This is a genomic window from Bradyrhizobium sp. USDA 4369 (genome assembly GCF_054056435.1).
This window is the reverse complement of sequence record NZ_JBSRYH010000001.1, coordinates 3225992-3251426: the sequence shown is the minus strand read 5'-3', so window position 1 is coordinate 3251426 and position 25435 is coordinate 3225992. Positions and strand designations below refer to the sequence as shown.

The window sequence follows — 25435 nt, the reverse complement described above, 5'->3', positions numbered from 1 at the left end:
TTCCGGCTCCAAGCGGGACCATATTGACGGAACAGCGGCAGCCACTGCCGCATCGACAAGGAGTCATTGCCATGACCCAGACCGCCACCCGGGCACCCGCCGATATCATGTTCTCACCGACCGTCAGGGCAATCCAGGCGCGCAAGGGATCGCGCGAGAGCTATGCCCGCGTCGAGGAGACGCGCGGCTTTCGCCACGAGGTCGACTCCGACCTCGCCGGCCGGCTCGCCGACGCCACGAGTTTTTATTTCGCCACCGCCTCGGCCGACGGCCAGCCCTACATCCAGCATCGCGGCGGGCCGAAGGGGTTCCTGAAGGTGCTCGACAGCCGGACGCTGGCGTTCGCCGACTACAGCGGCAACCGGCAATACATCACGCAGGGCAACCTGGCGGACAACCCGCGCGCCTATATTTTCCTGATGGACTATGCGCATCGGCGTCGGGTCAAGATCTGGGGCACGGCCCGCGTCGTCGAGGACGATGCCGCGCTGACGGCGTCGCTGATGCCTGGGGGCTACAAAGCGCGGCCGGAGCAGGTGATCCTGTTCACGATCGAGGCCTGGGACACCAACTGCCCGCAACACATCCCGCAGAAGTTCGATGCGGCCGATGTCGCGGAGGCGCTTGCCGTCCGCGACACCCGCATCGCCGAGCTCGAAGCCGAGCTGGCGCGATTGAAGGGCGAGCCCGGCCCCGCCGTCTAGCTCAGGCGGCCTGTTGCGTACGCCCCCAATCGAACTCCGGAAAATACTGCGCCATCATGCGATCGGCATAGGCGACGAGATTGCCAAAAGTCTCGGTGCGCCGGCGCAGCTCGGAGTCGAAGAATGGCGTCAGGATGCCGGCGATGACGGCAAACGCCGTCGCGTCGGTGCCGCAGGGACGATCGCCCATCAGATAGGGCCGGTCGCCGAGCTGCACCGACAGCGCCCGCAGCGAGCGCGCAGCGAGATCGACGTCCTCGTCCGGCGCATGGCGGCCGAGCCCGGAGATCAGATAGTTCTCGGCGACGCGGAACTGCGCGTCCTCGCGCAGCTTCTCGCGCTTGTCCTCCGGCACGCCGTCAAAGAAATGCGCGGGGCCCTTGGCGAAGTTCACCGGATCGACCCAGCGCGCGCCGACCAGCGCGAAATACAGATGATGCTCGATCATGCGCTCGAATGCCCAGGCCTGCGCCCGCGCGCGCACATCGAGCCCGGAATCGAAATCGAAACCGTAACGGCGCTCGATATGCGCACGGATGAAGGTCGAATCAGCGATCAGCTCGCCGGCATCGTCGATGAAGGGCAGCTGGCCCTTGGGCGAGGCCGGCGGCATCGCGCGCTGCTTCCGGAAAGCGAGGCCGGCCATCTTCAGCTGCACCTCCGTCTTGGTGACAAAGGGGCTGATCTCCGGCAGGCCGAAGCCCGCGCCCAAACCAAACAGCGTGATCATGACAGCACTCCCGACTTCCTGAGCAGACGCCGGACGCTACGAACATGCTGCTGCCACCATGGTGTCAGCAGCGGCAGTAGCGTGGTGGCAAGGCCAAGGCCATAAAGCATCATCATCGACATCACCCCTTCAATCTCGTTGTTGGCCCGGTATAAGGACAGGCTGCTGCCAGCATCCTGTCAGCAGCGGCGGGGTGATCGCTTCCGCAGGACACACCATGAGACGCGCCGACCGGCTGTTCCAGATCATCCAGGTGCTGAGACGCACGCGGCGTCCGCTGACGGCGGATGCGATCGCGGCCGAGCTGGAGACCTCGAAGCGCACGATCTATCGCGACATCGCCACGCTGATCGGGCAGCGCGTGCCGATCCGCGGCGAGGCCGGCATGGGCTACATCCTGGAGAAGGGTTTTGATCTGCCGCCTTTGATGCTCACCCCGGACGAGATCGAAGCTGCCGTGCTCGGCGCGCAATGGGTGGCGGTCAATGCCGACCCGGTGCTGGCGCGCGCGGCGGAGGACCTGATGGCCAAGATCGCCGACACCGTGCCGGAGCGGCTGCGGCCGTTCGTGCTGGAGCCGGCGAGCCGGGCACCGCGGCCCTGGAGCCGCGAGCCGGATCGCATCGACATGTCACGCACGCGGTCGCAGATCCACGAGGGGCGCAAGATCAGGCTGCGCTACCGCGACGAGCAGGGCCGCAACAGCGAGCGGGTGATCTGGCCGATCGCGATCGGCTATCATGACGCGGTCCGCATCCTCGCCGCCTGGTGCGAGCTGCGCCGCGACTTCCGCAGCTTCCGCACCGACCGCGTGGTCGAGGCGGACTATCTCGACGACAAATACCCCGAGCGCCGCGAAGCGTTGCGCGCCAAATGGCGGCGCAGCCTGGTGTGGGAGGTTCCCAAGGATGTCTGAACAACCGTCCAATCAGACTGACGCCAGCTCCTGTCAGAGCTGTGGCGCCTGCTGCGCCTATTCGTCGAACTGGCCGCGCTTCACGATCGAGGAGGATGCAGCGCTCGATCTGATTCCGGCCGAGCTGGTCAATGAGCGGCTGTCGGGAATGCGCTGCGAGAACGATCGCTGCTGCGCGCTCGACGGCGAGATCGCGCAAGCGGTTACCTGCCGGATCTACGCGATCCGTCCGGAGGTCTGCCGGACCTGCATGCCGGGGGACGCTGAGTGCGCGATGGCGCGGCGCAAATTTGGCCTGCCTGCGCTGACCTGACCTGACCTGACCTGACCTGACCTGACGATCGGCTCAGGTTGTGACGGGCGCAAGCTCGTCATCGAGCTCGTCGTCGAGTGGCGCGACGGGCGACAATGGCATGGTCGACAGGGAGATCGGCTTGCGGCTGGACAGCGGGGCGGGCCGCCCGCTCTTGCGGGATTGGGCGTAGAGCGCGGCACCGACGCGTCCGCCGGCGTCCGACAGATCCTGCTCGCTGCAGCTGGAGGCGATCGCCAGCGCCAGCGAATGCAGATGGGCGCGACGGTAACAGAATAGCGCGAGCATCGCCCTCACATCGGCCGACACGCTCTCGACCAGAGCGGGCAGCCCGTTCTCGTCCGCGCGGTAGAGCGCGCCGAGAAGCTCATCGCCGACCGGGCAGTCGTCGCTGTCGAAGGCATTACGGCTGGCAAACATGGCACGATCCTCTGTCGAAAGGATGCGACGCGAATCGCTAACGTCTGGTTAACCATGTTCGAGAACGGAGATCCGGCTGTGAGCCGCCGCGCCAGCCCGCGACGCGGTACGGACTCGGCGACGTCAGCCGTTGGCCGCCATGAAGATCGACAGTCCGAAGCCGGTCAAATGATGCAGCGCCTGGTCGACGCCGATCAAAGTCCAGAACCAGGGATGTTCGATGGTCACGCCGAATCGCGACGAGCAGATGCCCTTGAGGCGATCGACGGTGATGTGAATGGCGAAGTCGATGACCGCGACGAACCAGAACTTCGGCGCCACGATCAGGATCAGCACCATGGCCACCGCAAGGTGGATCAGGCAGTGCACCAGCAGCGGCAGCGCCCAGCCCTTCCGCTGGTCCTTGCCATAGGCCATCCACGCATTCTGCAGAACGAAATCGGCAATGACATGCTTGAACGTGAGCAGCAGCATCCAGCCGACCAGCGCACCAACCGGAACCTGCGACGACAAAGAGGGTAAAGACAAAGCTGACGCTCTCGCTACGACTAACCTTGCACGCACCGGGAACTGGAGGCGTTCAGCGCAGTCTGTTGAGAAAACCCGGCCAATTCGACGCGTATGGAACGTTTATGACATCTCCGCCGCCGAATTGCACGCGAAAGGGAACCGCAATTCGCACTCCACTACCCTTCTCAACCCTCGTGCGAAGGATAAGGTTACCGCCCGCTCGCCAAAGCATAGGCTCGCAGAGCGCACGCGCGGCGCTCACTGCCGAGCTCACTCCGCCGCGTGGCTGTTCGCTTCGACCGAGAGCACCTGAACGCGGATCTGCGCGATCGCGCGCTTCAGAGCCGCCTGGCGCGGATCCGGCATCGCCGCTGCGCGCGCTTCCGCGATCGCAGCGGCGAGGTCCGAGATCGGCAGCACGCCGTCGAAGGTCGGCTTGACCAGGCCGTCGATGATCGCATGCCAATCCGCAAGGCCCTGGCGATAGCCGTCGCCCTGTCCATGGATCATGGCTGCAGTCTCGATCACGGCGCTCGCCGCGGCAGGCTGCTTGTCCAGCGCACGCGCGATCATGTGGAGCCACCGCTCGGCCCAGACACGCTCCTCGGCATAGCGCACCGACTGCAACCGCCAGCGCCGCAGCCCCGCCATCATGCGCAGACGACGCACCGCGAGACGCGACCGGGTCGAGAACCGGACCTTGAGCCGGCGCCGCCCCAGCCATCCGATCTGCTCGAAGCCCGTGAGCAGCGAATCGGCGAGCGCCTGTGGCAGCACCCCGATCAGCTCGTCGAGCCGAAACCGCCTGAGATCATCGCCGTCGCGGCCGCGGATCGCCCGCCCCGCCTCCAGCTCGGCCAATCTGAGCTGCGCGATGCGGATCGGATCCTCATAGGCCATGCGCGCGGCCAGGAGCTCTGCGATCCGGCACAGCGTGGCGGCATCGACGTTCGATCGGCGCACAAAGCGCTTGAGGCGATCCAAATAGAGCTGGGCGTAACGCGCGCCTTGATAGTCCATCAGCAGATGAATGCCGTCGCTGACGGCGGCAGCGGCGGCGTCCGGCAGGCCGGCCGGCAGGAAAGGCGGCTCGCCATCCGCGTCGCCGATGATATCGGCGAACAAATATCTCAGCGAGGACCGGACACTTTCCACGACTGTCAGCGCTCCCCGGTCACGCCGATTTGGCGACCACCGCCGGTGCGGCAGATTGCTGCGCCAGCCGCCGCTCCAGGGTCTCGATGTTCTGGAACAGCCGGGCGCTGGCCAATCGCAGGAAATAGAACGCGAAGGCGGGGTTCTGGACGTAGAGCTGCTCGACCTGATCGTAGGATACCGACAGCACGAGCCCGCCTTCGACGCATTCCAGCGTCTGCGTGCGCGTATTGGACGGCGATATCATACCGAACTCGCCCACAATCGCCCCGACCGGCAGCTCGATTCCGGATTCAACCAGACGGAAGCGGCCACTGACGATGTAGTACATGCTGTCAGCCTTCTCGTCCTTGTAGAACAGCACCTCGCCGCTGGCGCATTTGCGTTCGGTCATGAAGGGCTTCAGCCACTCCATCGACAGGTCGCTGTTGACCGACTGCTTCACGTCGCGAACCAGCTGCAGCATCTGGTGCAGGCGATAGCTGTTGAGCGGCAGCAACACCCCGTGCAGCACCAGCACGGGATAATTGTGCATCGGCAACGCCGTCGCGATCAGCACGACATTGGTCAGGATGGCAAAGATCCGCAGCGGGATCATCGTCCGCATCGACAGCGTCGCGACCACGAAGATCGACGCGAAGAGGCTGCCTGCGGCGCCTGCATGTTCGACCAGGTGAGAGGTATCCATCGGGATCAACCAGACTCTTGGATGCAGGAGGACGGGCGATTTGGTTCCGGCCTCCCTGGCGAATTTAGCGTGTCAATGCCCACTTGTGATATACGGCGAACAGACGACGTTTGAACCGGTATTCGAGTCAGGACGAAAAAATTCCCATCGCCGATGCTGACGTGAGGTCAGGCCTCCCCCGGCCGAGCCCCTGGCATCGTTGACCGGCCTTCCCTGCTGAGGGCACTTTGCCGTCATGTCCCCGCAGTGCTCGATCCGCGACAGGCGCCCCGCCGCCGATGGCCTAACCGCAGCCCATCCTGGGCTTGAAGGCCTGCCTTGCCGTGACGACCGGACGACAGATACAGACGACACCTGACGCGGGCGAAGTCCCTGGCCGTTGCGCACGGAATGACCGCCATGGTCCGGCTGACAGTGGACGCAACCGGTGATGCCGCCGGTCGCTGGATCATCGCCCTACCCTGGAAATGCCCTGCTGTTTTGTCGTCCAACGGGCTGCCGGGGTTCACCAGGCCGCCCGGATCAGCCGTCTCGCGGCGTGTCTCGGGTCTGGGCACGGCCTGCTCGATACGATCTCCCGAGTCGCTGCACCGGCGGTACTCGGTTGAGGCGTGCCCCCCGTCGCGGATGGCTGTTTGCGGAGACCTGGATCGCCAAGATCGTCCCCGGCGATCCCCGCCCGCGGCGGGGGCTCGTCGTGGAACATGCTCACTCGCGTTGGTGCTCGCGGCTTTTCCTGATGGTGCAGCGGCGCCATTCCCTCCGCGCTGTGTTGGGCCCGTGGTGACCTCGGCCACGACAGGCTCTGGCGACCTGCTGCCGGTCATGCCGCTGGTCCGGGTCGTCGGCGCCATGGTGATGATCTCGGGCCTCGGCATTTTCGGCCTGAAGACCGCCATCCTCGCTATGGCGCGCCACGCGGATCTATTGCAGAGCATCGACGTCGAAGCCCAACGCCGCGCCATGGAGCACAGGACATGACCCACCAACGGACAGAGGAAGCCGCGGAGGCGCCGAGCACGCCAGTGCTGACCATCGATGGCGCGCGCGCCACGATCCGGCTCAATCGCCCCCGGCATCTCAACCGTCTGCAGCCGGAAGATCTCGGCGCGCTGAACGCCCTGTTCGATCGCGTCGAAGCCGATCCCAGCCTGCGCGTCCTCGTCCTGACCGGCACAGGACGCGCCTTCAGCGCCGGCTACGACCTTGGCGCGATCGGCGGCGCAGCCGAGACGAACCCAGCCGGCGGCACGGGCCCGTCCTTCGAGAGCGTCGTCGATCGGCTGGAGGATCTCGCCCTGCCGACGATCTGCCGGCTCAATGGCGGGGTCTATGGCGGATCGACCGACCTGGCGCTGGCATGCGATTTTCGCATCGGGATCGACACGGCCGAGATGTTCATGCCGGCCGCACGGCTCGGGCTGCACTACTACCCGAACGGCATCAAGCGTTACGTCTCCCGGCTGGGAATCGACAACGCCAAGCGCCTCTTCCTCACGGCGGAGAAGATCGGAGCGGCGGAGATGCTGCGCATCGGCTATCTCACCAGCATGGTCGCAAGCGACGCGCTCGATGCGGAGGTTGGTCGATTAGCAACGCTGCTGGCCGAGAATGCCCCCCTCGCGATGCGCGGCATGAAGCGAGCTATCAACGACTTTGCCCGCGGGACTCTCGACGATGCGGCAGCCCGCCGCAGACACCAGGACAGCATGGAAGGAGACGAAATAAAGGAGGGAATGAAATCGTTTGCAGAGAAGAGAAGGCCACGATTCTGAGCGCAATGCACTCGCAGGACTTCTGCATTTTGCATGCATCCTACTGTATCCAGACGGTGTGCTGACACACGTTCAACGAACTATCGCAACAAAGCTCCAATTTGCGGTTGACAGCCTTTTGCGCGCGGCTAGCTTGGCTTCGGGCGGAGACTTTCACATGCAAGTGATAGATGCATATTGGGGGCGACGTGCTCTGGACTATGTCGATGCGATCGAAGCATCGAAGACCAGCGCAAGCGTGCTCTCCCAATTCGAGAAGATGATCGGCGACCTGGGTTTCCACGCTTACATCATGGCCGGCGTGCCGGCCCCCGGGCAGTCGCTGAAGCATACGATCCTGGCCAATGGCTGGCCCAGCGAATGGTTCGACCTGTATGCCCGGGAGCAGTTCCACCGCTACGATCCTATACCGCGGCACTGCCTCTCGACTCTGAATCCATTCGCGTGGTCGGAAGCGCCCTATGACCGCAACGATGAGCCGGGGGCGCACGAAGTGATGACGCGTGCGCGCGACTTCCGATTGAACGAAGGCTTCTGCGTGCCCATCCACTATGACGATGCGGTTGGCGCGGTCAGCCTGGCGGGCGAGCGGCCCAATCTCGCGCCGGATGCCCGTGGCGCGCTCCACCTGATCAGCATCTTTACCCATTCGAGGCTCCGCGCCCTCGCGCGTGCAACGTCGGGGGGGCAGAGCCGGCGCCTGTCACGGATCGAAGCCGAAGTGCTGAGCTGGGCAGCGCGTGGCAAGACAGCGTGGGAAACCGCACGCATCCTTGGCGTGTCGGAGCGGAACGTTCGCTGGCATCTCGAAGAGGCCCAGCGCAAGCTGGAGACCAAGAACAAGACGGCGACTGTTGCGACCGCCCTTGTCAACGGCGAGATCACGATCTGATCTGGCGTTTTTGCCACTGGAACAATCATTGGACATCGGCAATCTGCAGGCCCCAACCGCTCCAGACGACCGGGGGTTTCAATGCCTGAGATTCATGTCGTTCGAAAAGACAATCGCGCTCTCTACGAGAGATACTTCGATCCATACTACCGGATGCGTCACGAGATCTATGTCAAGCAGCGCAAATGGATGGCGCTCGATCGTCCGGACGGGCGCGAGATCGATCAATTCGACACTGAAGACTCGGTCTATCTGTTCTGTATCGACAAGGGCCAGTTGATCGGCTCGATGCGCGCGGTGCCGACAATGGTGCCGACGTTGATGAGCGACGTCTTTCCCTATCTCAATCTGCGCGGACCGATCCAGCGCCCGGACGTATACGAGCTGTCGCGCATCTTTGTCATCCCCGAACGCCGCGGCGAGCATGCCGGCCCGCGGATCGATCTGCTGCTGCTCACCGCGATCATGGAGTATGGCATCTCGATTGGACTGACCGGTTTTTCGATCGTCCTCGAAACCTGGTGGCTACCCCGCTTCGAGAAATGCGGCTGGAAGGCGAAGCCCTTGGGAGTCCCACATATGATGGACGGCATGGCTGTCATGGCCGTCCTGGTCGATTGCGATGAGACTACCTGGAAGTCGCTTTGCAACCAGATCGGCCTCACCCGCCCCACGCTGACTTGGCAGGGACTCGAAGGCGTCAGCCGCCAGGCCCTGCCGGATATCTTTCTTCATCTTCCGCCAGCCTTTCAGCCAGCGCAATGAGTTGTTCACGGTGCCGCGTCAGCCTCAGCTTGTGGAAGGCCTTCAAGAGGCGGTGACCTAGGATCGTCGCCTCATCCACCTCCAGGGCGTAAAGGTTGGACGGCGTGTTCATAGAATCCATAGCTGACACTTCAGGTTTTGAGCCGTGACTGAACCTTCAATCGAGAAGATCATTGAGCGCCTGCAATTTTGCATCGTGGACGCCCGCGCGATGCAACTCAAAATGTTAGAAAGGATTTTGTCAATATCGTTGCTGGAGGCTCATGAACTCAAGGAAAAATGTTCGCCCCCGTCAACCAACACCACCAATTAGCGGCTCGCGGCCAAGTCTCATGTCCCATCGCCCTCCGATCAAGAGCGAGCCTACCTCCGGCTGACTATCAAGCCATTGATTTAGATGCAATTTGAACAAGCCAGCACGATCCGCAGCTGACCGGAGGCGATGAGCCTCCTCGCCTTGGCCCGAATGCACGGCCCGAGTTCGCTGCCGCCAAGCCGCCGCGCAGAGCGCATTTGATCCGGGGCGCGACGTCGGCCGGACACACGCAATTGATCTGCGGTGGTTAAGCCGCTTTGAAGAGCGTGCTGGCGGCCGTGACACGGGCCGCAAGCGCACCAGGATATGATCCTATTTGTCGACGAAGCGGACGGTGTCTGCGATCGCGGCACGGCTGGTCCGGTAGGAATTGGCCTTGTGGCTGGGGTCGGGATAGCCGAACGAGATGCCACAGACGATTTTGCGATCGTCTGCAAGGCCGAAATGCTGGCGCACCAGGTCAGAATGAAATGCCAGCGCCGCCTGCGGCACCGTGGCGACACCGAGCGCCTGCGCCGCCAGCATGAAGCTCGTGACATAGCCACCGCAGTCGATTGCACCATAGGTGCCGAGCGCCTCGTCGCTATGGATGATCGCGACATGCGGCGCACCGAAGAAATTGTAGTTCTCCAGCGCTTGCCGCGCGTAGCCGGCCTTGTCGCCGCGTTCAATGCCGAGCGCGTTGTAGAGCTGAAAGCCGCTCTCGCGGCGCCGCTCCAGATAGACGCCCTTGTATTCGCGCGGAAACGGGAAATCGCCTGCGGCCGGCTTGCCGCCCGACGCTGCCGCATACATCACCTTGCGGAACGCCTCCGTCGCCGCCCCCGAGGTGATCTCGACCCGCCAGGGCTGGCTGTTGCACCACGATGCCGTCTTCTGCGCCGCCGTCAGGATGCGCTCGATGGTCGCGCGCGACACCGCATCGGTCCGGAAACTGCGGCAGGAGAACCGCGCGGCCATCAGCTCTTCGAGGATGGCAATGGGGCCTGTCTGCACGGCTTTGGCATCTGTTTGCATTGGATGGTTCTCGCTCCGACCGATGGGCCTCCCCTCATGGTGAGGAGGCGCGCAGCGCCGTCTCGAACCATGAGGCCTTGATCTCGGCCTCATCCTTCGAGATGCTGCTGCGCAGCTCCTCAGAATGAGGGGTCTAGCTCCGTCCCCTGGTTGGCACCTTGTTGAACGGCACATCCTTGTCGACACGGATGTCACCGGGCAGACCGAGCACGCGCTCAGCGATGATGTTGCGCAAGATCTCGTCGGTGCCGCCGGCGATACGCATCGAGGGCGAGGTCAGCAGCATCTGTTGAAATTGTCCCTGCGTGACCTGTTCGTCTGCGCCGGTGAGCACGCCTGCGGCGCCCTCGATATCCATGGCATAGGTTGCGATATCCTGCAGCATGACACCGGCGACCAGTTTGCCGATCGAGTTCTCCGGTCCGGGCCGCTCGCCCTTCGACAGCGCCGAGATCGCGCGGTAGCTGGTGTATTTCAGCCCGCTCGCCTTCACCGCCCAGGACGCCAGCTTGGAGCGCGTGGCGCGGTCGTCGATCGCAAGCCCGTTGTCGGTCATCAGGTTGGTGCAGAACTCGAATATTTCTGGGAAGCCAGTGGCGAGCCTTGCGCCGATCGACATGCGCTCGTTCATCAGAGTGGTCAGCGACACGTTCCAGCCATCGCCGACCGCGCCGAGGCGCTGACTGTCCGGGATCACCACGTCGGTGAAATAGACCTCGTTGAACTCCTGCATGCCGTTGGCCTGCTTGATCGGACGGACCTCGACGCCCGGGCTCCTCATGTCCAGGAAGAACATGGTGAGCCCCTTGTGCTTGGGCACGGTGGGATCGGTGCGCGTGATCAGAAGACCATAATCGGAGTAGTGCGCGCCCGAGGTCCAGATCTTCTGGCCGTTGATCACCCAGTCATCGCCGCGCTTCTCGGCGCGGGTGCGCAGGCCGGCGACATCCGAGCCGCCCGCGGGCTCGGAGAACAGCTGGCACCAGATCTCCTCGCCGGAGGCGAGCTTCGGCAGGTAGCGCCGCTTGTGCGCCTCGCTCCCATAAGCCATCACCGTCGGGCCGCACATGCCCTCGCCGATCTGGAACGGCTGCGTCAGCTTGCCGTAGACGCCCTCCTCCTGCTGCCAGATCACGCGCTCGATGGGAGTCGCGCCGCGGCCGCCATACTCCTTTGGCCAGTGCAGACAGGCCCAGCCGCCCTCGGCCTTCTTCTTCTGCCAGGCCTTGCCGACCTCGACGATATCGGCATGCTTGAGCCGGATGCGCCCGAGCGAGGAGCTCGCCAGCTCCGCCTCGAGCTCCTTCGGCGCGTTGGCTGCGACCCAGGCACGCGCGGTCTCGCGAAAGGCGGCTTCCTGCGAAGTGTCATCGAAGTTCATGCCCTAACCTCACTTGATATGCGTAGGGCGGGTTAGCCGAAGGCGTAACCCGCCGCTTGATCAGCTCCGTCCACGTCAACGGCGGGTTACGCTGCGCTAACCCGCCCTACCATTCCACGACGTCTAGGCGCGTCCCTTGGTCGGCACCTGGTTGAACGGTACGTCCTTGTCGACCCGGATGTCGCCGGGCAGGCCGAGCACGCGCTCGGCGATGATGTTGCGCATGATCTCGTCGGTGCCGCCTTCGACGCGGGTGCCGGGGGCGCGCAGCAGCATCGCCTGGAATTTACCGGCGAGCTCCGCCTCGGGACCGCTCAGCACGCCGGCCGCACCCTGCAGATCGAGCGCATAGGCCGCCACGTCCTGGATCATGGGTCCCGCGACCAGCTTGCCGATGGAATTCTCCGGGCCGGGACGCTCACCCTTCGACAGCGCGGAAATCGCGCGCATGCTGGTGTATTTCAGCCCGCTCGCCTTCACGGCCCAGCTCGCGAGCTTGGAACGCACATTGCGGTCCTCGATCGCCGGACGATCGTCCAGCATAAGGTTGGAGCAGAAGGCGAACAGCTCGGGGAAGCCGGTCGCGACACCGGCGCCGATCGACATGCGCTCGTTCATCAAGGTGGTGAGCGCAACGTTCCAGCCGTCATTGACGGCGCCGAGGCGCTGACTGTCCGGAATCACGACGTCGGTGAAATAGACCTCGTTGAAGTCCGAATGCCCGCTCGCCTGCTTGATCGGACGCACCTCAACACCTTTGCTCTTCATGTCCAGGAAGAACATGGTGAGCCCCTTGTGCTTGGGCACGGTCGGATCGGTGCGCGTCAGCAGGATGCCGTAGTCGGAGTAATGCGCGCCCGAGGTCCAGATCTTCTGACCGTTGATCACCCAGTCGTCGCCGCGCTTCTCGGCGCGGGTGCGCAGGCCCGCGACATCAGAGCCGCCCGCGGGCTCGGAAAACAGCTGGCACCACACCTTCTCGCCCGACGCCAGCGGCGGCAGATAGCGGCGCTTATGCTCCTCCGAGGCGTAGGCCATCATGGTCGGCGCGCACATGCCGTGACCGATGATGAATAGGCCAGAGAGCTTGCCGAACGGCCCCTCCTCCTGCTGCCAGATCACGCGCTCGATCGGCGAGGCGCCGCGGCCGCCATATTCCTTGGGCCAATGCAGGCAGGCCCAGCCGGCATCGGCCTTCTTCTTCTGCCAGACCTTGGCGACCTCAAGGATATCGGCGTTCTTCAGCCCGACGCGGCCAAGCGAGGTGGCGCGCAGCTCGTCTTCATATTCCTTCGGCGCATTGGCGGCGATCCAAGCACGGGCTTGGCTGCGGAACGCGGCCTCCTGCGGGGTGTCATCGAAGTTCATGGTTCAAACCCTGCTCTGGTGCATTTGATCAGTCCACATTGTCGGTCTCGTCATTGCGAGCGAGGCGACGCAATCCAGGGCCGTGACAAAGACTCTGGATTGCTTCGTCGCCTTCGGCTCCTCGCAATGACGGCAGAGACTCGAGCTTCATCTCACGCCGCGTTGCGCTTGCGCATGCGGTCGATCAGCTGGTCTTCCCAGTAAGAGAGGCTGCCGAGGCCGAGCGCGAGCGCGTTGGCGCGGCGGTAGTACATGTGGCAGTCGAACTCCCAGGTGAAGCCCATGCCGCCATGGACCTGGATGTTGTTCTTGGCGCAGTGCTGATAGGCCTGCGTCGCACTGATCCGCGACGACGCCGCAGCCTCCGGCAATTCAGGCGCGTTGGTCGAGAGCGCCCAGGCGCCGTAATAGGCGTTCGAACGCGCCAGGGTCGCAGAGACATACATGTCGGCAAGCATGTGCTTGACCGCCTGGAACGAGCCGATCGGACGACCGAAGGCGATACGATCCAGCGCGTAGTCGCGGCCCATCTCCAGCGCGCGGTCCGAACCACCGACCTGCTCGAACGCCGTCAGCACCGCAGCGCGATCGAGCACCTGGGTGATGATGCTCCACCCCTCGCCGGGAGCGCCGAGCGGCTCCGCTTTGCAGGTCTTGAACGTCAGCTCCGCCTGGCCACGGGTCGGATCGATATTGTTCAACGCCTTGGCGTCGACGCCACCGGCCTTCGCATCGACGAGGAACAGTGAGATGTCGCTGTCGCGGCCGGTCGAGGCGGTGCGCGCCGCGACGATGATGAGATCGGCAATGGCGCCGTCAGCGACCGGCGTCTTGACGCCATTGAGGACACCGTTCGCCGCGTCCAGCCTGATCGCCTTCGGCGAGGGATTGCCCGTGCCCTCGAACAGCGCCAAGGTGCCGATCGCCTCGCCGCTCGCGATCTTCGGCAGCCACGTCTGTTTCTGCGCATCGTTGCCGGCCAGCATCAGGGCCTCAGCGGCGAGATACACCGTCGAAGAGAACGGCACTGGCGCCAGCGCGCGGCCGACCTCCTCGGCAATCACGCACAGCTCGAGATGCCCGGCGCCCGCGCCGCCATATTCTTCCGGAATGGCCACGCCGAGGAAGCCCATCTCGGCAAAGCCCTTCCACAGCGCGCGGTCATAGGGTGCCTGCCCGTCGAGCACGACGCGCACCGCCTTGGGCGGACACTTCTCGGCGAGGAATTTCCGCGCCTGGTCCCGCAGTTGCTTCTGATCGTCGGAGAAATCGAAGTTCATGGGATGTCACTCTATCGTTTGAAAGTATCTTGGTGGTCGTCCCCGCGTTCGCGGGGACGACAGCGAGCGAGTTGCAACGACCTCGTCACAGTACGATCACGTCGCTGTCGGGCTCGGCGGCATAGAGCCGCTCGACCAACGCGGCGCGGCGTTCGAGGCCGGCGCGCTGGTTGATGTAGCCCTTGTCGGTCAGCTCATGGCCATCGATCGACGGCGGCTCGACCATCAGCATCGCGCGGCCGATGCGCCGGCTGCTTGCGCCCTCGCACTCCTTGTTGTGCGCTTCGAGGCCGCGACGGACGCAATCGATGACGGCCGGATGCTTCACCACATCCTCGAACGTCGCCTCGGGATTGCCGACCAGCTGGCGGCAGGCATGCAGATTTGGCCAGGCGAGCAGGCCGACATAGTCGCGGTCCTGGCCCGTCACCAGCGCATCATGGACGGCCGGCGTGGCGGCGGCAATCGCGTCGGTGCGCAGCGAGCCGACATGCACGAAAGTGCCGGTGGTCAACTTGAAATCCTCGACGACGCGGCCGGCGAAGATGATGCCCTGCGCCGGATCGGCGGGGTCGACGAACACGCCGGCATCGCCGATGCAGTAGAAGCCCTCCTCGTCGAACGCCTTCCTGGTCAATTCAGGCTGGCCGAAATAGCCGGGCATCACGTTGATGCCGCGCAGCCGCAGCTCGTATTTGTCGCCGGTCGGCACCATCTTCAGCTCGACGCCGGGGAATGGCAGGCCGATCAGGCCAACGCGCTCGGTGTTCCAATAGGTGCCGGTCGAGGTCGGCGCGGTCTCGGTCGAGCCCCAGCCGGTGTAGAACACGATGCGCTCGCCGGTGGTCTTCACCGCAAGCGCCTGCATCCGTTCATAGAGATCATCCGGCAGCCGCGCGCCGCCATAGGCCATGATGCCCAGATCCTTGAAGAAGGAGCGGCACAGCGCGTCGTCCTTCTCCATCGCAGCCGCCAGCGCGGCGTAGCCGGCGGGGACATTGGCGTAGTAGGTCGGCGACACCTCGCGCAGATTCCTGATCGTCTCGTCGAACAGGCCGGGCATCGGCCGGCCATCGTCGATGTACAGCGTGCCGCCTTCGATCAGCAGCGGATTGAACAGCGCGTTGCCGCCCATGGTATGATTCCACGGCATCCAGTCGAGCACCGTCGAGATCGGCGCATCGGGCCCGCGCGGGCGCGTCTGCATCATCATCGCCGCATTGGCGCACATCATCGCTTGCGTGTTGATGACCGCCTTGGGCATGCCGGTCGAGCCGGAGGTGAACAAGAGCTTGCCGGCGGTCTCCGGCGTAATCTGCGCGATCGACGCCGCGACCTCCGACGTCACCGGCGTGGCGGCGAGATCGGCGAAGCTGATGCTCGCAATACCCTCACATGGACGTGCAACGTGAACCACGGTGACGCCGTCGAGATCCAGCGCCTTGAGCGCCTTCTCGAAGGTCGGGCCATCCTGCACCATCACGACACCCGGCTTCACCAGCCCGAACAGATATTTCAGCTTGAGGTGATCATGGCTCATCAGCGAATAGGCCGGCGACACCGGCGCCGCCGGCAGCCGCGCCTGCATCGCGGCCATCGTCAGCAGCGCATGCTCGATCGAATTGCCGGAGAGGATCGCAACAGGACGGCCGTCGAGCTTCAGATTGAGCAGCCCTTGCGTCAGCCCATCGACGGTGCGCTTGGCGTCCGCATAGGACAGCTTGCGCCATTGCCGCTCGGGCCCGCTGCGTTGCGCAAGCCAGGTCCGCGTCGGTGCGTCCTTGGCCCAGCGGGCGAGCGGCGCGGCGAGATGCGGCTCATAGGCCTGCAGCGGAATGCGCGACTTGATGATGATGACGCCATCGGCACGGCGTTCGACGTCGATGTCGCGCGCCAGCCAATTGACCTTGCGGAATGCCGGCTTCTCCAGCACCTTCGCTGCCGTCCCGTCCATTTTGCGTCTCCCGAAATATCGTCCTTTGCGGATCTTGATATCTAGCGGTTGGTATAGACCGGCTTGCGCTTCTCAAGGAAGGCTTGAATGCCTTCCTTGAAATCTTCCGAACGGCTGCACAGCACCTGGTTGCGATCCTCCATGGCGATCACGGCATCGATCGATGCGGCGTCGACGCTCATGTTGAGACACTCCTTCGACAGCCGAAGCCCGACCGGCGAGGCGCTCATCATCGCATCGATGAAGGGCGCGGCGGCGCTCTCGAGCATGTCCTCCTCGACGATCTCCGACACCAACCCGACCATCAGCGCGCGGTCGGCGCCGATGAAGCGTCCGGTGAGAATGAGCTCGGAGGCGACGGACACGCCGACGAGGCGCGGCAAAAAGTAGCTGGTTCCGATGTCGCAGCCGCCAAGCCCCAGCTTGATGAAGGCGCAGTTCATCCGCGCCGAGCGTGAGGCGATGCGAATGTCGGCGGCGAGCGCCAGCGCGAAGCCGCCGCCGGCGGCCGCGCCCTGCACCAGCGCGATGATCGGCTGCGGACAGCGCCGCATCAGCATCACGATGTCTGCAATGCGCCGCTGCGAGTCGAGCGACTCGGTCACACTGGGCGGCTCGTTGACGCCGCCACGCCGCTGCATCGCGGCCTTCAGGTCGAGCCCGGCGCAGAAATTCTGTCCCGCGCCCTTCAGCACCACGACGCGCGTGGTGCGATTGCGCTGCAGACCCTCGAAATAGGTATTGAGCGCGTCGATCAGCGTGGAATCGAGCGCATTGAGGCTCTCCGGACGATTGAGCGTCACCCGGTCGACACCATTGTCGTGCTCGATCAGCAGCGGTTGGGACATCGCGCGCTCCACCCTCAGTGTCATCCCGGCGAACGCCGGGATCCATAGTCACCGGCTTGATTGGTTAGAGTGCGGCGTCCGCGAGTTTGCCTCTCACAAACGCCGCGGCGAATGGGTCCCCGCTTTCGCGGGGACGACACGGAGCTCGCCGTTAGCGCGGCGCCATGCGGATGGCGCCGTCGAGGCGGATGGTTTCGCCGTTCAGCATCGGGTTTTCGACGATGTGAACCGCGAGGTTGCCGTATTCCGAAGCATCGCCGAGACGGGCCGGATGCGGTACCTGGGCGCCGAGGCTCTTGCGGGCTTCTTCGTTCAGGCCCATCAGCAGCGGCGTCAGGAACAGGCCAGGCGCGATGGTGTTGACGCGGATCTTCTGGCTGGCGAGATCGCGCGCGGCCGGCAGCGTCAAGCCGACGACGCCGCCCTTCGAGGCCGAATAGGCGATCTGGCCGATCTGGCCTTCGAACGCCGCGACACTGGCGGTGTTGATGGCAACGCCACGCTCTTCGCCGATCGGCTCGGCGGTGACCAGGCGCTCCGCAAACAACCGCAGCACGTTGAAGGTGCCGATCAGGTTGACGTTGATGATGCGGGCGAACTTGGCGAGCGGATAGACGCCGTCCTTGCCGACGATGCGCTGCGAGCCGCCGATGCCGGCGCAGTTCACGAGCACGCGGGCGATGCCATGCGCGGCCTCGGCCTTGGCGATGCCGGCCTTGACCTGGTCCTCATTGGTGACGTCGGCATGCAAGGCGACGCCCTTGATCTCGGCAGCGACCTTCTCTGCATTCTCCAGGCTCTGATCGAGCACGGCCACCTTGGCCCCCTTGGCCGCCATGGCGCGCGCCGTGGCGGCGCCGAGACCCGAGCCACCGCCGGTGATGAGAACGGCAATATTGTTCAACTGCATGATGGTTCCTCCGTTGTTTGTTATTGGCGAATAGCGAGTAGCGAATGGAGCCGAGCCCCTATTCGCTACTCCCTACTCACCATTCGCTCCTTTCACGATTCCACCGCAGATCAGCGCCTCCATATGGGCGATGTACTGGCGGCAGACATCATCGGTGACCGGGCCGACGCCGATCGCGCGCGACATCGCGTGACGGCCGAAGAACAGATGATCGCAGGCGCCGATCAGGCTGGTGTAGAACAGCACCGGATCGACGGCGCGAAACTCGCCCTTGGCGATACCCTCTTCGATCAGCCGACGATGGAAATCCAGGAGTGGCGCCACGAAGAACTTCGACACCTCGTCAGCCGCCTCGGCGCTGCTCTCATGCAGCAGATAATGGATCAGCCGGTTCATATAGGGAAACCGGTGATAGGCGCGGATGATGCCGCTGATGTGCAGCTTCAGCTTGGCCGTCGGCGAAATCGGCTGCGCCAGCAGATATTCGAGATTGGCAACCTCGGTCGCCGCGTCACGCGCGAGCAACGCCAGCAGCAGGCCGTCCTTGTTGCCGAAATGGTATTTCACCAGCGCGGCATTCGCCCCGGCCTTCTGCGCGATGTCGCTCAGCGAAATCTCGATCGAGGATCGCGCGATCATCAGTTCGCTCGCGGCATCCAACAGCTTCTCCGCGGTGGCATTCCGCCCCGCGGGAAGTCTCTCCGGCGCGCTGTTCTGTAGCTGAGATCCCAAGACGTGTCCCACTGATGATGGAGCCAGATAAGCCCAAGCCGAAGTTGATCTCAAGAATTAATTGATCGATTGACTAACTCTCAATCGCGCATTTAAATCGCAGCCAATCACGAACACCAAGTCTAGGGAGGAAACCTCATGGCGGAAGCCTATATCGTCGCGGCTGCACGCACGGCCGGCGGCCGCAAGGGAGGCCGTCTGGCCGGCTGGCATCCGGCCGATCTCGCCGCGAAGGTGCTGGACGCGCTGGTCGAGCGTTCCGGCGCCGCGCCGGACCAGGTCGAGGACGTGATCATGGGCTGCGTGATGCAGACCGGCGAGCAATCCACCAACATCGCGCGCAACGCGGTGCTGGCGTCGAAGCTGCCGGAGAGCGTGCCGGGCACCTCGATCGACCGCCAATGCGGCTCGTCGCAGCAGGCGCTGCATTTCGCCGCGCAGGCGGTGATGTCGGGCGCGATGGACGTCGTGATCGCCGCGGGCGTGGAGTCGATGACGCGGGTGCCGATGGGCCTCGCCTCGACGCTGCCGGCCAAGAACGGCTTCGGGCATTACATGAGCCCGAACATGCAGAGCCGCTATCCGAATATCCAGTTCAGCCAGTTCACCGGCGCCGAGATGATGGCGGAGAAGTACGGGCTGTCCAAGGACGAGCTCGACGAATACGCCTATAACAGCCACCAGCGCGCGATTGCCGCGACCCAAGCCGGCCATTTCAAGGATGAGATCGTCCCACTGCAGATCACCCGCGCGGACGGCTCGACCGACACCCACCATATCGACGAGGGCATCCGCTTCGATGTCAGCCTGGACGGCATCAAGGGCGTCAAGCTGATCGCCGAGAACGGCAAGTTGACGGCGGCGACCGCCAGCCAGATCTGCGACGGCGCCTCGGGCGTGATGGTCGTCAACGAGCGCGGCCTGAAGTCGCTCGGCGTCAAGCCGATCGCCCGCGTGCATCACATGACCATGATGGGCGGCGATCCCGTCATCATGCTGGAGGCGCCGCTGCCGGCGACGCAGCGCGCGCTGCAGAAGGCCGGCATGTCGATCGACGACATCGACCTCTACGAGGTCAACGAGGCCTTTGCATCAGTGCCGACCGCCTGGCTCAAGACCACCGGCGCCGATCCCAGCCGCCTCAACGTCAATGGCGGCGCCATCGCGCTCGGCCATCCGCTCGGCGGCTCCGGCACCAAGCTGATGACCACGCTGCTGCATGCGCTGAAGCAGCGCAACAAGCGCTACGGCCTGCAGACCATGTGCGAAGGCGGCGGCATGGCGAATGTGACGATCGTCGAAAGGCTGTAGGAGGTGAATAGCGAGTGGCGAATGGGGAGAGCGGTCGCGCTCCGCCCGCCCAGTCGCCCCCTATTCGCCATTTCCTATTCGCAGCTCGCCAGTCGTCATTCGCGCCTCCCCGCCGGAGTCTTTCATGACCCACCCCTCCATTCATGCCCAGAGCCATCCCGACAAGATCGCCTATCAGATGGCGGGGACGGGCAAGGCGATCACCTATCGCGAGCTCGACGAGCTCTCCAATCAGGGGGCGCAGCTGTTTCGCGCTTTGGGGCTGAAGGCAGGCGATCACGTCGCCTTCCTGATGGAGAACCGGCTCGCCTTCATGGAGATCGCCTGGGCCGCGCAGCGCTCCGGCCTCTATTACACAGCGATCAGCCGCTATCTCACCAAGGACGAGATCGCCTACATCATCAAGGATTGCGGCGCCAAGGTCTTCATCACCTCGCCGAAATGCGCCGAGCAGGTCAGCGACCTCGTGACTGCGGCCGATGGTCCGATGTTTTTCATGGTCGACGAGCCCGAACCCGGCTTCCGCTCCTGGGACAAAGAGGCCGGCGCGCAGCCCAAAACGCCGATTGCCGACCAGGTCGCTGGCTATGACATGCTGTATTCGTCCGGTACGACCGGGCGGCCCAAGGGCATCAAGAAGGACTTTGAAGGCAATCCGATCGAGACGCCGAATCAGTTCCTGCGCGTGCTGTGCGCCGACATGTGCGGCATGAATGCCGAGAGCATCTATCTGTCGCCGGCGCCGCTTTATCACGCGGCGCCGCTGCGCTTCAACATGATGGCGATCGTGCTTGGCGGCACCTCGATCATCATGGAGCATTTCGACGCCGAGGACTTCCTGCGACTGGTGGAGAAATACAAGGTCACGCAGTCACAGCTGGTGCCGACCATGTTCGTGCGCATGCTGAAGCTGCCGGATGACGTGCGCAGGCGTTACGACGTCTCGACCTTGAAAGGCGCGATCCACGCCGCGGCGCCCTGCCCGGTCGATGTGAAGGCGAAGATGATCGAGTGGTGGGGACCGATCCTGATCGAGTATTATGCCGGTTCCGAAGGCAACGGCGTCACCGTGTGCACCTCGAAGCAGTGGCTGGAGCATCGCGGCAGCGTCGGCCGCGCCGTCGTCGGCAAGATCAAGATTCTTGGCGAGGATGACAAGGAGCTGCCGACCGGCGAGATCGGCTCGGTCTATTTCGCCGACGCGCCGCAATTCTCCTATCACAACGATCCGGAGAAGACGAAGCGGGCCTACAACGACAAGGGCTGGTCGACGCTCGGCGATGTCGGCTATCTCGATGCCGACGGCTTCCTCTATCTCACCGACCGCAAATCCTACATGATCATCTCCGGCGGCGTGAACATCTACCCGCAGGAGACCGAGGACGTTCTCATCACCCATCCCGACGTCGCTGATGTCGCCGTGTTCGGCGTGCCCAACGAGGAGATGGGAGAAGAGGTCAAGGCGGTGGTGCAGCCGCACGACATGTCCCGCGCCGGCAAGGCGCTGGAGGAGCAGCTGATGCTATTCTGCCGCCAGCATCTTTCGCCGATCAAATGCCCGCGCTCGATCGACTTCGAGCCGGAGCTGCCGCGCACCCCGACCGGCAAGCTGGTCAAACGCCATTTGCGCGAACGCTATTGGCCGAAGAAGGGCGCGGCCTGACCCTCAGGCAGGCTGTCGTCCCGGCCTTGCGCCGGGACCCATCGCCACTGTCTTGAATTTTGCGAAGGCTGGAGCTGCCTGCACGCCCCGCCACGTTATCCTGTGGTTATGGGTCCCGGCGTTCGCCGGGACGACGCGAGGAGAGTACACGCCATGTCTCGGTCTCTTGCCCCGCTCCCGCTGCCACCCTCCATCCGCTCCCGCTTCGTCGACGGCATCAACGGCTTGCGCGTGCATGTGCTCGAGGCCGGCTTCGAAACGCCGGGACGGCCGTGTGTGCTGCTGCTGCACGGCTTTCCCGAGCTCGCCTTTAGCTGGCGCAAGGTGATGCCGGCGCTTGCAGCGGCCGGCTATCATGTGCTGGCGCCCGACCAGCGCGGCTATGGCCGCACGACCGGCTGGAGCGCCGACTATGATGGCGACCTCGCCCCGTTCCGCTTCACCAACCTCGTGCGCGATGCGCTCGGCGTGATCTACGCATTCGGCCACCGCCACGCCGCGGCCGTGGTCGGCCACGACTTTGGCAGCCTTGTCGCCGCGTGGTGCGCGGTGATCCGCCCCGATGTCTTTGGCGCGGTCGTGATGATGAGCGCCCCGTTCGCCGGACCGCCGGCGGCGCCGTTCGGCATCGCCGATCACCCGTTCACATCGCAACAGGATGCCGTGCATCGCCAGCTGGCCACGCTGCCGCGGCCGCGCAAGCATTATCAATGGTATTATTCAACGCGACAGGCCGATGCCGACATGCACCGCGCACCGCAAGGCCTGCATGATTTCCTGCGCGCTTACTATCATCACAAGAGCGCGGACTGGCCGGGCAACAAACCCCATCCGCTGCAGGCATGGAATGCGACCGAGCTTGCGAAGCTGCCGACCTACTACGTCATGGACCTCGACAAGACGATGGCCGAGACCGTCGCCGAGGTGATGCCCAGTTGCGACGGGGTCGCAGCTCATCGCTGGCTGCCGGATCATGAGCTTGCGGTCTACACCGCCGAATATGAACGGAACGGTTTTCAGGGCGGCCTGCAATGGTATCGCTGCGGCACGTCAGGTCTGTTCGACGCCGAATTGCAGACCTGGTCCGATCGGACCATCGACGTTCCGTCAGCATTCATCTCCGGTCTGCAAGACTGGGGCATCTACCAACGGCCCGGCGTGTTTGAAGCGATGCAATCCCGAGTCTGTACCAGGATGGTCATGTGCGAGCTGATCGATCGCGCCGGACACTGGGTGCAGCAGGAGCAACATCAACGTGTCAACGAGCTCCTGTTCACCTTCCTGAATAAATCGACCGCTTGATTCCGCACGTTGTGCCGAACTATCAAGCGAATCGAGGAACGAACATTCGGGGTTGACGTTTCTGCATCCGGGCGATGCGCATCAGGAGATGATTATGGATAAGAAGATCGCAGGCTTGTTGGGCGCGGTCGCCGCTGTCGGCGCGCTCGGCACGGCGCAGGCGTCGGCAGCGCCCGCCCCGACGGACGTCCTCAAGGTCAATTCTTACGCCGACCTTCTCGAGCCGATCCCGAATGCCACGGAGGTCCTGCAGGCGCTCGACTCGCAGGCTCCGCCGGAGGCCGAGCCGAAGGTCGAACTGGCGCAGTGGTATCATCACCACCATCATCATCACCACCATCACCATGGCTACTGGCGCGGCTATGGCTATGGTTACGGCTACGGCCCGCGGGTCTATGTGGTGCCGCGCCGCTATTACCATCATCATCATCATCACCACCACCATCACCATCACCACTGGTACTATGATCGCTACTGATCGCGGTGCGATGAGGATCTGACGGGCGCCGGCCGCGAGGCCGGCGCCCTTTTCGTTGGAGCGGGTGTTCGCGTCAGCCGAGGCCCATCAGGATTTGCGCGCCTTCTCCTTGGCGGCGCGGTGCAGATGACGATAGGTGCCGTCAAACACCGTATCGGTGCTCGAGACCCATTCGGTCTCCTTGCCCAGGGTCGGCCGGCTGGCGTGAATGCGGCGCGACTGCAGCTCGCGCTCGGCCGCCTCGTCGGGGCTCATCGGTTCGACCGTGAAGTTCGCCTCTTCAGGGATCACGATCACCTGTGCGAATGGCTCGCCCGGGCGGAAGATATGCGTGCGGCCTTCGGCGGGCGCCTTGAACACGCAGAAGAACAGCATGGGCCAGAAATTGCGCACCAGCGCCGGCACCGCGATCGGACAGGTATCGGCGCGATCGGTGTAGAAGCGCGGATGCGGCTCGGTCCGGATCGCAAAGCCCTTGGGGACCTTGAGATCGAGCAGGATCTGATAGGTGTAGAACGCATCGCCGAAATTGCGGAATGGCGGCCATTGCAGGCTCGGGCTCGGCGGCTCGCCCCATTCACCGGCGAATTCCAGCTTGCCGTCGCGGGTCGTGACCCTCAGCTCGAAATCATACGGATAGAACAGCTCGATGCCATATTGCGCACCTTCTGAGAATGGTACGCAATGCCAGACCTGCTCATGCGAGCCATTCGCGCGCGGCTGCCGCTCACCGGCCCAACCCGGAATATCCATCCGGGTGCGGCGCGGCGCCAACCCTGGATCGTTCAGCCGGTATTTGACGCTGTCCATTGGAACTCCTTAGCTAGCAAAGCGGAACGCGAACAATGAATTTGCATCGAGGTTCCATGACTGAGGCCTGAATGCGTCGTCACGAAATGTTTCGAGACCGCGCCGCGGCAGCAGTTTGACCGCGCTGCGGCAAATCCGTATAGACTTTAGAAACGTTCTAAACACTCGAATGTTGAGAACGGCATATCCGGGGACCTTGGAATGAAGAATTTTGCCGACCTCACCGAGCGCGAGATCCTGGCGATCGCGATCTCGGCCGAAGAGGAAGACGGCCGCATCTATATGAGCTTCGCGGAGGACCTGGCGGAGCGCTATCCCGACTCCGCCAAGCTGTTCGAGCAGATGGCCGAGGAGGAAAAGGGCCACCGCCACATGCTGCTCGAGCTCTATGAGGAGCGTTTCGGCAAGAACCTGCCGCCGATCCGGCGCGAGAACGTCAAGGGCTTCATGCAGCGGCGCCCGATCTGGCTGACCAAGAACCTGTCGCTCGATGCCATCCGCAGGGAGGTCGGCACGATGGAGTTCGAGGCCGAGCGCTTCTACGCCAAGGCCGCCGAGCAGGCCAAGGATGTCGGCGTGCGCCGCCTGCTGGGTGACCTCGCCGAGGCCGAGAAGGGACATGAGAAGGTCGCGGCGAAACTGACCGACAAGATCCTGAGTCCTGACGTCCGCGACAAGGAGGACGAGACGCGCCGGCGCGTGTTCGTGCTGCAATATGTGCAGCCCGGCCTTGCAGGACTGATGGACGGCTCGGTCTCGACGCTGGCGCCGCTGTTCGCCGCCGCCTTCGCCACCCACCAGAACTTCCAGACCTTCCTGGTCGGCCTCGCCGCCTCGATCGGCGCCGGCATCAGCATGGGCTTTGCCGAGGCGCTGTCCGACGACGGCTCGCTGACGGGCCGCGGCTCGCCCTGGCTGCGCGGCGCGGTCTGCGGCGCGATGACCACGCTCGGCGGTCTCGGCCACACCATGCCCTATCTCGTTCCCGATTCCTGGCCCAACGCGTTCTGGATCGCCACCGCCATCGCCAGCCTTGTCGTGTTCTTCGAGCTGTGGGCGATCGCCTATATCCGCGCGCGCTACATGGACACACCGTTCCTGCAGGCGGTGTTCCAGATCGTGCTCGGCGGCATCATCGTGCTTGGGGTGGGGATCCTGATCGGAGCGGCCTAGCCACCTGCCGCGCGGCCGGCTGCG

At 64.1% G+C, this 25435-nt stretch carries 26 protein-coding genes; 12 read left to right on the top strand and 14 right to left on the bottom strand.

Annotation, left to right across the window (positions count from 1 at the left end):
• The first annotated feature begins 71 nt into the window (after positions 1-71).
• Positions 72-704: a pyridoxamine 5'-phosphate oxidase family protein gene (locus tag ACVIJ6_RS14695; RefSeq protein WP_456773272.1), complete on the top strand. Its 633-nt coding sequence runs from the start codon at positions 72-74 to the stop codon at positions 702-704.
• Position 705: 1 nt separating this feature from the next.
• On the opposite strand, the gene ACVIJ6_RS14690 is transcribed toward ACVIJ6_RS14695, so the two are convergent.
• A complete protein-coding gene (locus ACVIJ6_RS14690) occupies positions 706-1434 on the bottom strand; it encodes a glutathione S-transferase family protein (protein ID WP_456773271.1) in 729 nt (242 codons plus the stop codon).
• Positions 1435-1651: 217 nt separating this feature from the next.
• Here ACVIJ6_RS14690 and ACVIJ6_RS14685 point away from each other — a divergent pair, with 217 nt between their 5' ends.
• Both ACVIJ6_RS14685 and ACVIJ6_RS14680 read left to right on the top strand, forming a co-directional pair.
• Positions 1652-2350 carry a helix-turn-helix transcriptional regulator gene (locus tag ACVIJ6_RS14685; RefSeq protein ID WP_456773270.1) on the top strand — a complete coding sequence of 233 codons (699 nt, stop codon included), beginning with the start codon at positions 1652-1654 and terminating at the stop codon, positions 2348-2350.
• Positions 2343-2663, top strand: a complete 321-nt coding sequence (locus ACVIJ6_RS14680) for a YkgJ family cysteine cluster protein (RefSeq protein ID WP_456773269.1) — start codon at positions 2343-2345, stop codon at positions 2661-2663. The genes ACVIJ6_RS14685 and ACVIJ6_RS14680 overlap by 8 nt, the downstream gene beginning before the upstream one ends.
• A 33-nt stretch (positions 2664-2696) precedes the next feature.
• On the opposite strand, the gene ACVIJ6_RS14675 is transcribed toward ACVIJ6_RS14680, so the two are convergent.
• The 4 genes from ACVIJ6_RS14675 to ACVIJ6_RS14660 form a co-directional block, all read right to left on the bottom strand.
• Positions 2697-3083 (bottom strand): hypothetical protein, encoded by a 387-nt coding sequence (locus ACVIJ6_RS14675; RefSeq protein ID WP_456773268.1) that lies wholly within the window; start codon positions 3081-3083, stop codon positions 2697-2699.
• 123 nt (positions 3084-3206) lie between these two features.
• Positions 3207-3557, bottom strand: coding sequence for a DUF3307 domain-containing protein (locus tag ACVIJ6_RS14670; protein WP_456776987.1), 351 nt, complete (start codon positions 3555-3557; stop codon positions 3207-3209).
• 306 nt (positions 3558-3863) lie between these two features.
• Entirely contained in the window at positions 3864-4748 is an 885-nt protein-coding gene (locus tag ACVIJ6_RS14665) for a DUF6537 domain-containing protein (RefSeq protein ID WP_456773267.1), read from the bottom strand.
• 19 nt (positions 4749-4767) lie between these two features.
• Positions 4768-5436 carry a Crp/Fnr family transcriptional regulator gene (locus ACVIJ6_RS14660; protein WP_456773266.1) on the bottom strand — a complete coding sequence of 223 codons (669 nt, stop codon included), beginning with the start codon at positions 5434-5436 and terminating at the stop codon, positions 4768-4770.
• 783 nt (positions 5437-6219) lie between these two features.
• Between ACVIJ6_RS14660 and ACVIJ6_RS14655 the strand changes: the two genes are divergently transcribed.
• The 4 genes from ACVIJ6_RS14655 (at position 6220) to ACVIJ6_RS14640 (ending at position 8868) form a co-directional block, all read left to right on the top strand.
• Positions 6220-6417: a hypothetical protein gene (locus tag ACVIJ6_RS14655; RefSeq protein ID WP_456773265.1), complete on the top strand. Its 198-nt coding sequence runs from the start codon at positions 6220-6222 to the stop codon at positions 6415-6417.
• Positions 6414-7211, top strand: a complete 798-nt coding sequence (locus ACVIJ6_RS14650; RefSeq protein ID WP_456773264.1) for an enoyl-CoA hydratase/isomerase family protein — start codon at positions 6414-6416, stop codon at positions 7209-7211. The genes ACVIJ6_RS14655 and ACVIJ6_RS14650 overlap by 4 nt, the downstream gene beginning before the upstream one ends.
• A gap of 157 nt (positions 7212-7368) precedes the next feature.
• A complete protein-coding gene (locus ACVIJ6_RS14645; RefSeq protein WP_456776986.1) occupies positions 7369-8103 on the top strand; it encodes a helix-turn-helix transcriptional regulator in 735 nt (244 codons plus the stop codon).
• An 81-nt stretch (positions 8104-8184) separates the two neighbouring features.
• Positions 8185-8868 carry an acyl-homoserine-lactone synthase gene (locus ACVIJ6_RS14640; RefSeq protein WP_456773263.1) on the top strand — a complete coding sequence of 228 codons (684 nt, stop codon included), beginning with the start codon at positions 8185-8187 and terminating at the stop codon, positions 8866-8868.
• A 628-nt stretch (positions 8869-9496) separates the two neighbouring features.
• Here ACVIJ6_RS14640 and ACVIJ6_RS14635 read toward each other — a convergent pair.
• The 8 genes from ACVIJ6_RS14635 to ACVIJ6_RS14600 all read right to left on the bottom strand — a co-directional run bounded on the left by ACVIJ6_RS14635 (position 9497) and on the right by ACVIJ6_RS14600 (position 18674).
• Entirely contained in the window at positions 9497-10144 is a 648-nt protein-coding gene (locus tag ACVIJ6_RS14635) for a nitroreductase (RefSeq protein WP_456776985.1), read from the bottom strand.
• A gap of 190 nt (positions 10145-10334) precedes the next feature.
• The gene (locus ACVIJ6_RS14630; RefSeq protein WP_456773262.1) at positions 10335-11582 is read right to left on the bottom strand and encodes an acyl-CoA dehydrogenase; all 1248 of its coding nucleotides are present in this window, start codon (positions 11580-11582) and stop codon (positions 10335-10337) included.
• Between the two features lie 123 nt (positions 11583-11705).
• On the bottom strand, positions 11706-12950 hold the full coding sequence (locus ACVIJ6_RS14625) for an acyl-CoA dehydrogenase (protein WP_456773261.1): 1245 nt from the start codon (positions 12948-12950) through the stop codon (positions 11706-11708).
• Between the two features lie 152 nt (positions 12951-13102).
• Complete coding sequence (locus tag ACVIJ6_RS14620; RefSeq protein WP_456773260.1) at positions 13103-14230, bottom strand: acyl-CoA dehydrogenase family protein; 1128 nt, start codon at positions 14228-14230, stop codon at positions 13103-13105.
• 85 nt (positions 14231-14315) lie between these two features.
• Positions 14316-16184: an AMP-binding protein gene (locus ACVIJ6_RS14615; RefSeq protein ID WP_456773259.1), complete on the bottom strand. Its 1869-nt coding sequence runs from the start codon at positions 16182-16184 to the stop codon at positions 14316-14318.
• 41 nt (positions 16185-16225) lie between these two features.
• Positions 16226-17032 carry an enoyl-CoA hydratase/isomerase family protein gene (locus tag ACVIJ6_RS14610; protein WP_456773258.1) on the bottom strand — a complete coding sequence of 269 codons (807 nt, stop codon included), beginning with the start codon at positions 17030-17032 and terminating at the stop codon, positions 16226-16228.
• 151 nt (positions 17033-17183) lie between these two features.
• Positions 17184-17942 carry an SDR family NAD(P)-dependent oxidoreductase gene (locus tag ACVIJ6_RS14605; RefSeq protein ID WP_456773257.1) on the bottom strand — a complete coding sequence of 253 codons (759 nt, stop codon included), beginning with the start codon at positions 17940-17942 and terminating at the stop codon, positions 17184-17186.
• A 72-nt stretch (positions 17943-18014) separates the two neighbouring features.
• Entirely contained in the window at positions 18015-18674 is a 660-nt protein-coding gene (locus ACVIJ6_RS14600) for a TetR family transcriptional regulator (RefSeq protein ID WP_456773256.1), read from the bottom strand.
• A gap of 138 nt (positions 18675-18812) precedes the next feature.
• Between ACVIJ6_RS14600 and ACVIJ6_RS14595 the strand changes: the two genes are divergently transcribed.
• The 4 genes from ACVIJ6_RS14595 to ACVIJ6_RS14580 all read left to right on the top strand — a co-directional run bounded on the left by ACVIJ6_RS14595 (position 18813) and on the right by ACVIJ6_RS14580 (position 23428).
• Positions 18813-19985 (top strand): acetyl-CoA C-acetyltransferase, encoded by a 1173-nt coding sequence (locus ACVIJ6_RS14595; RefSeq protein WP_456773255.1) that lies wholly within the window; start codon positions 18813-18815, stop codon positions 19983-19985.
• Between the two features lie 124 nt (positions 19986-20109).
• Positions 20110-21648, top strand: a complete 1539-nt coding sequence (locus ACVIJ6_RS14590; protein WP_456773254.1) for an acyl-CoA synthetase — start codon at positions 20110-20112, stop codon at positions 21646-21648.
• A gap of 231 nt (positions 21649-21879) precedes the next feature.
• Positions 21880-22950: an alpha/beta fold hydrolase gene (locus tag ACVIJ6_RS14585; protein WP_456776984.1), complete on the top strand. Its 1071-nt coding sequence runs from the start codon at positions 21880-21882 to the stop codon at positions 22948-22950.
• Between the two features lie 94 nt (positions 22951-23044).
• Positions 23045-23428: a hypothetical protein gene (locus ACVIJ6_RS14580; RefSeq protein ID WP_456773253.1), complete on the top strand. Its 384-nt coding sequence runs from the start codon at positions 23045-23047 to the stop codon at positions 23426-23428.
• Between the two features lie 87 nt (positions 23429-23515).
• On the opposite strand, the gene ACVIJ6_RS14575 is transcribed toward ACVIJ6_RS14580, so the two are convergent.
• On the bottom strand, positions 23516-24238 hold the full coding sequence (locus ACVIJ6_RS14575) for a hypothetical protein (RefSeq protein WP_456773252.1): 723 nt from the start codon (positions 24236-24238) through the stop codon (positions 23516-23518).
• A gap of 201 nt (positions 24239-24439) precedes the next feature.
• Here ACVIJ6_RS14575 and mbfA point away from each other — a divergent pair, with 201 nt between their 5' ends.
• On the top strand, positions 24440-25411 hold the full coding sequence (mbfA, locus tag ACVIJ6_RS14570) for an iron exporter MbfA (RefSeq protein WP_456773251.1): 972 nt from the start codon (positions 24440-24442) through the stop codon (positions 25409-25411).
• Positions 25412-25435: the final 24 nt, after the last annotated feature.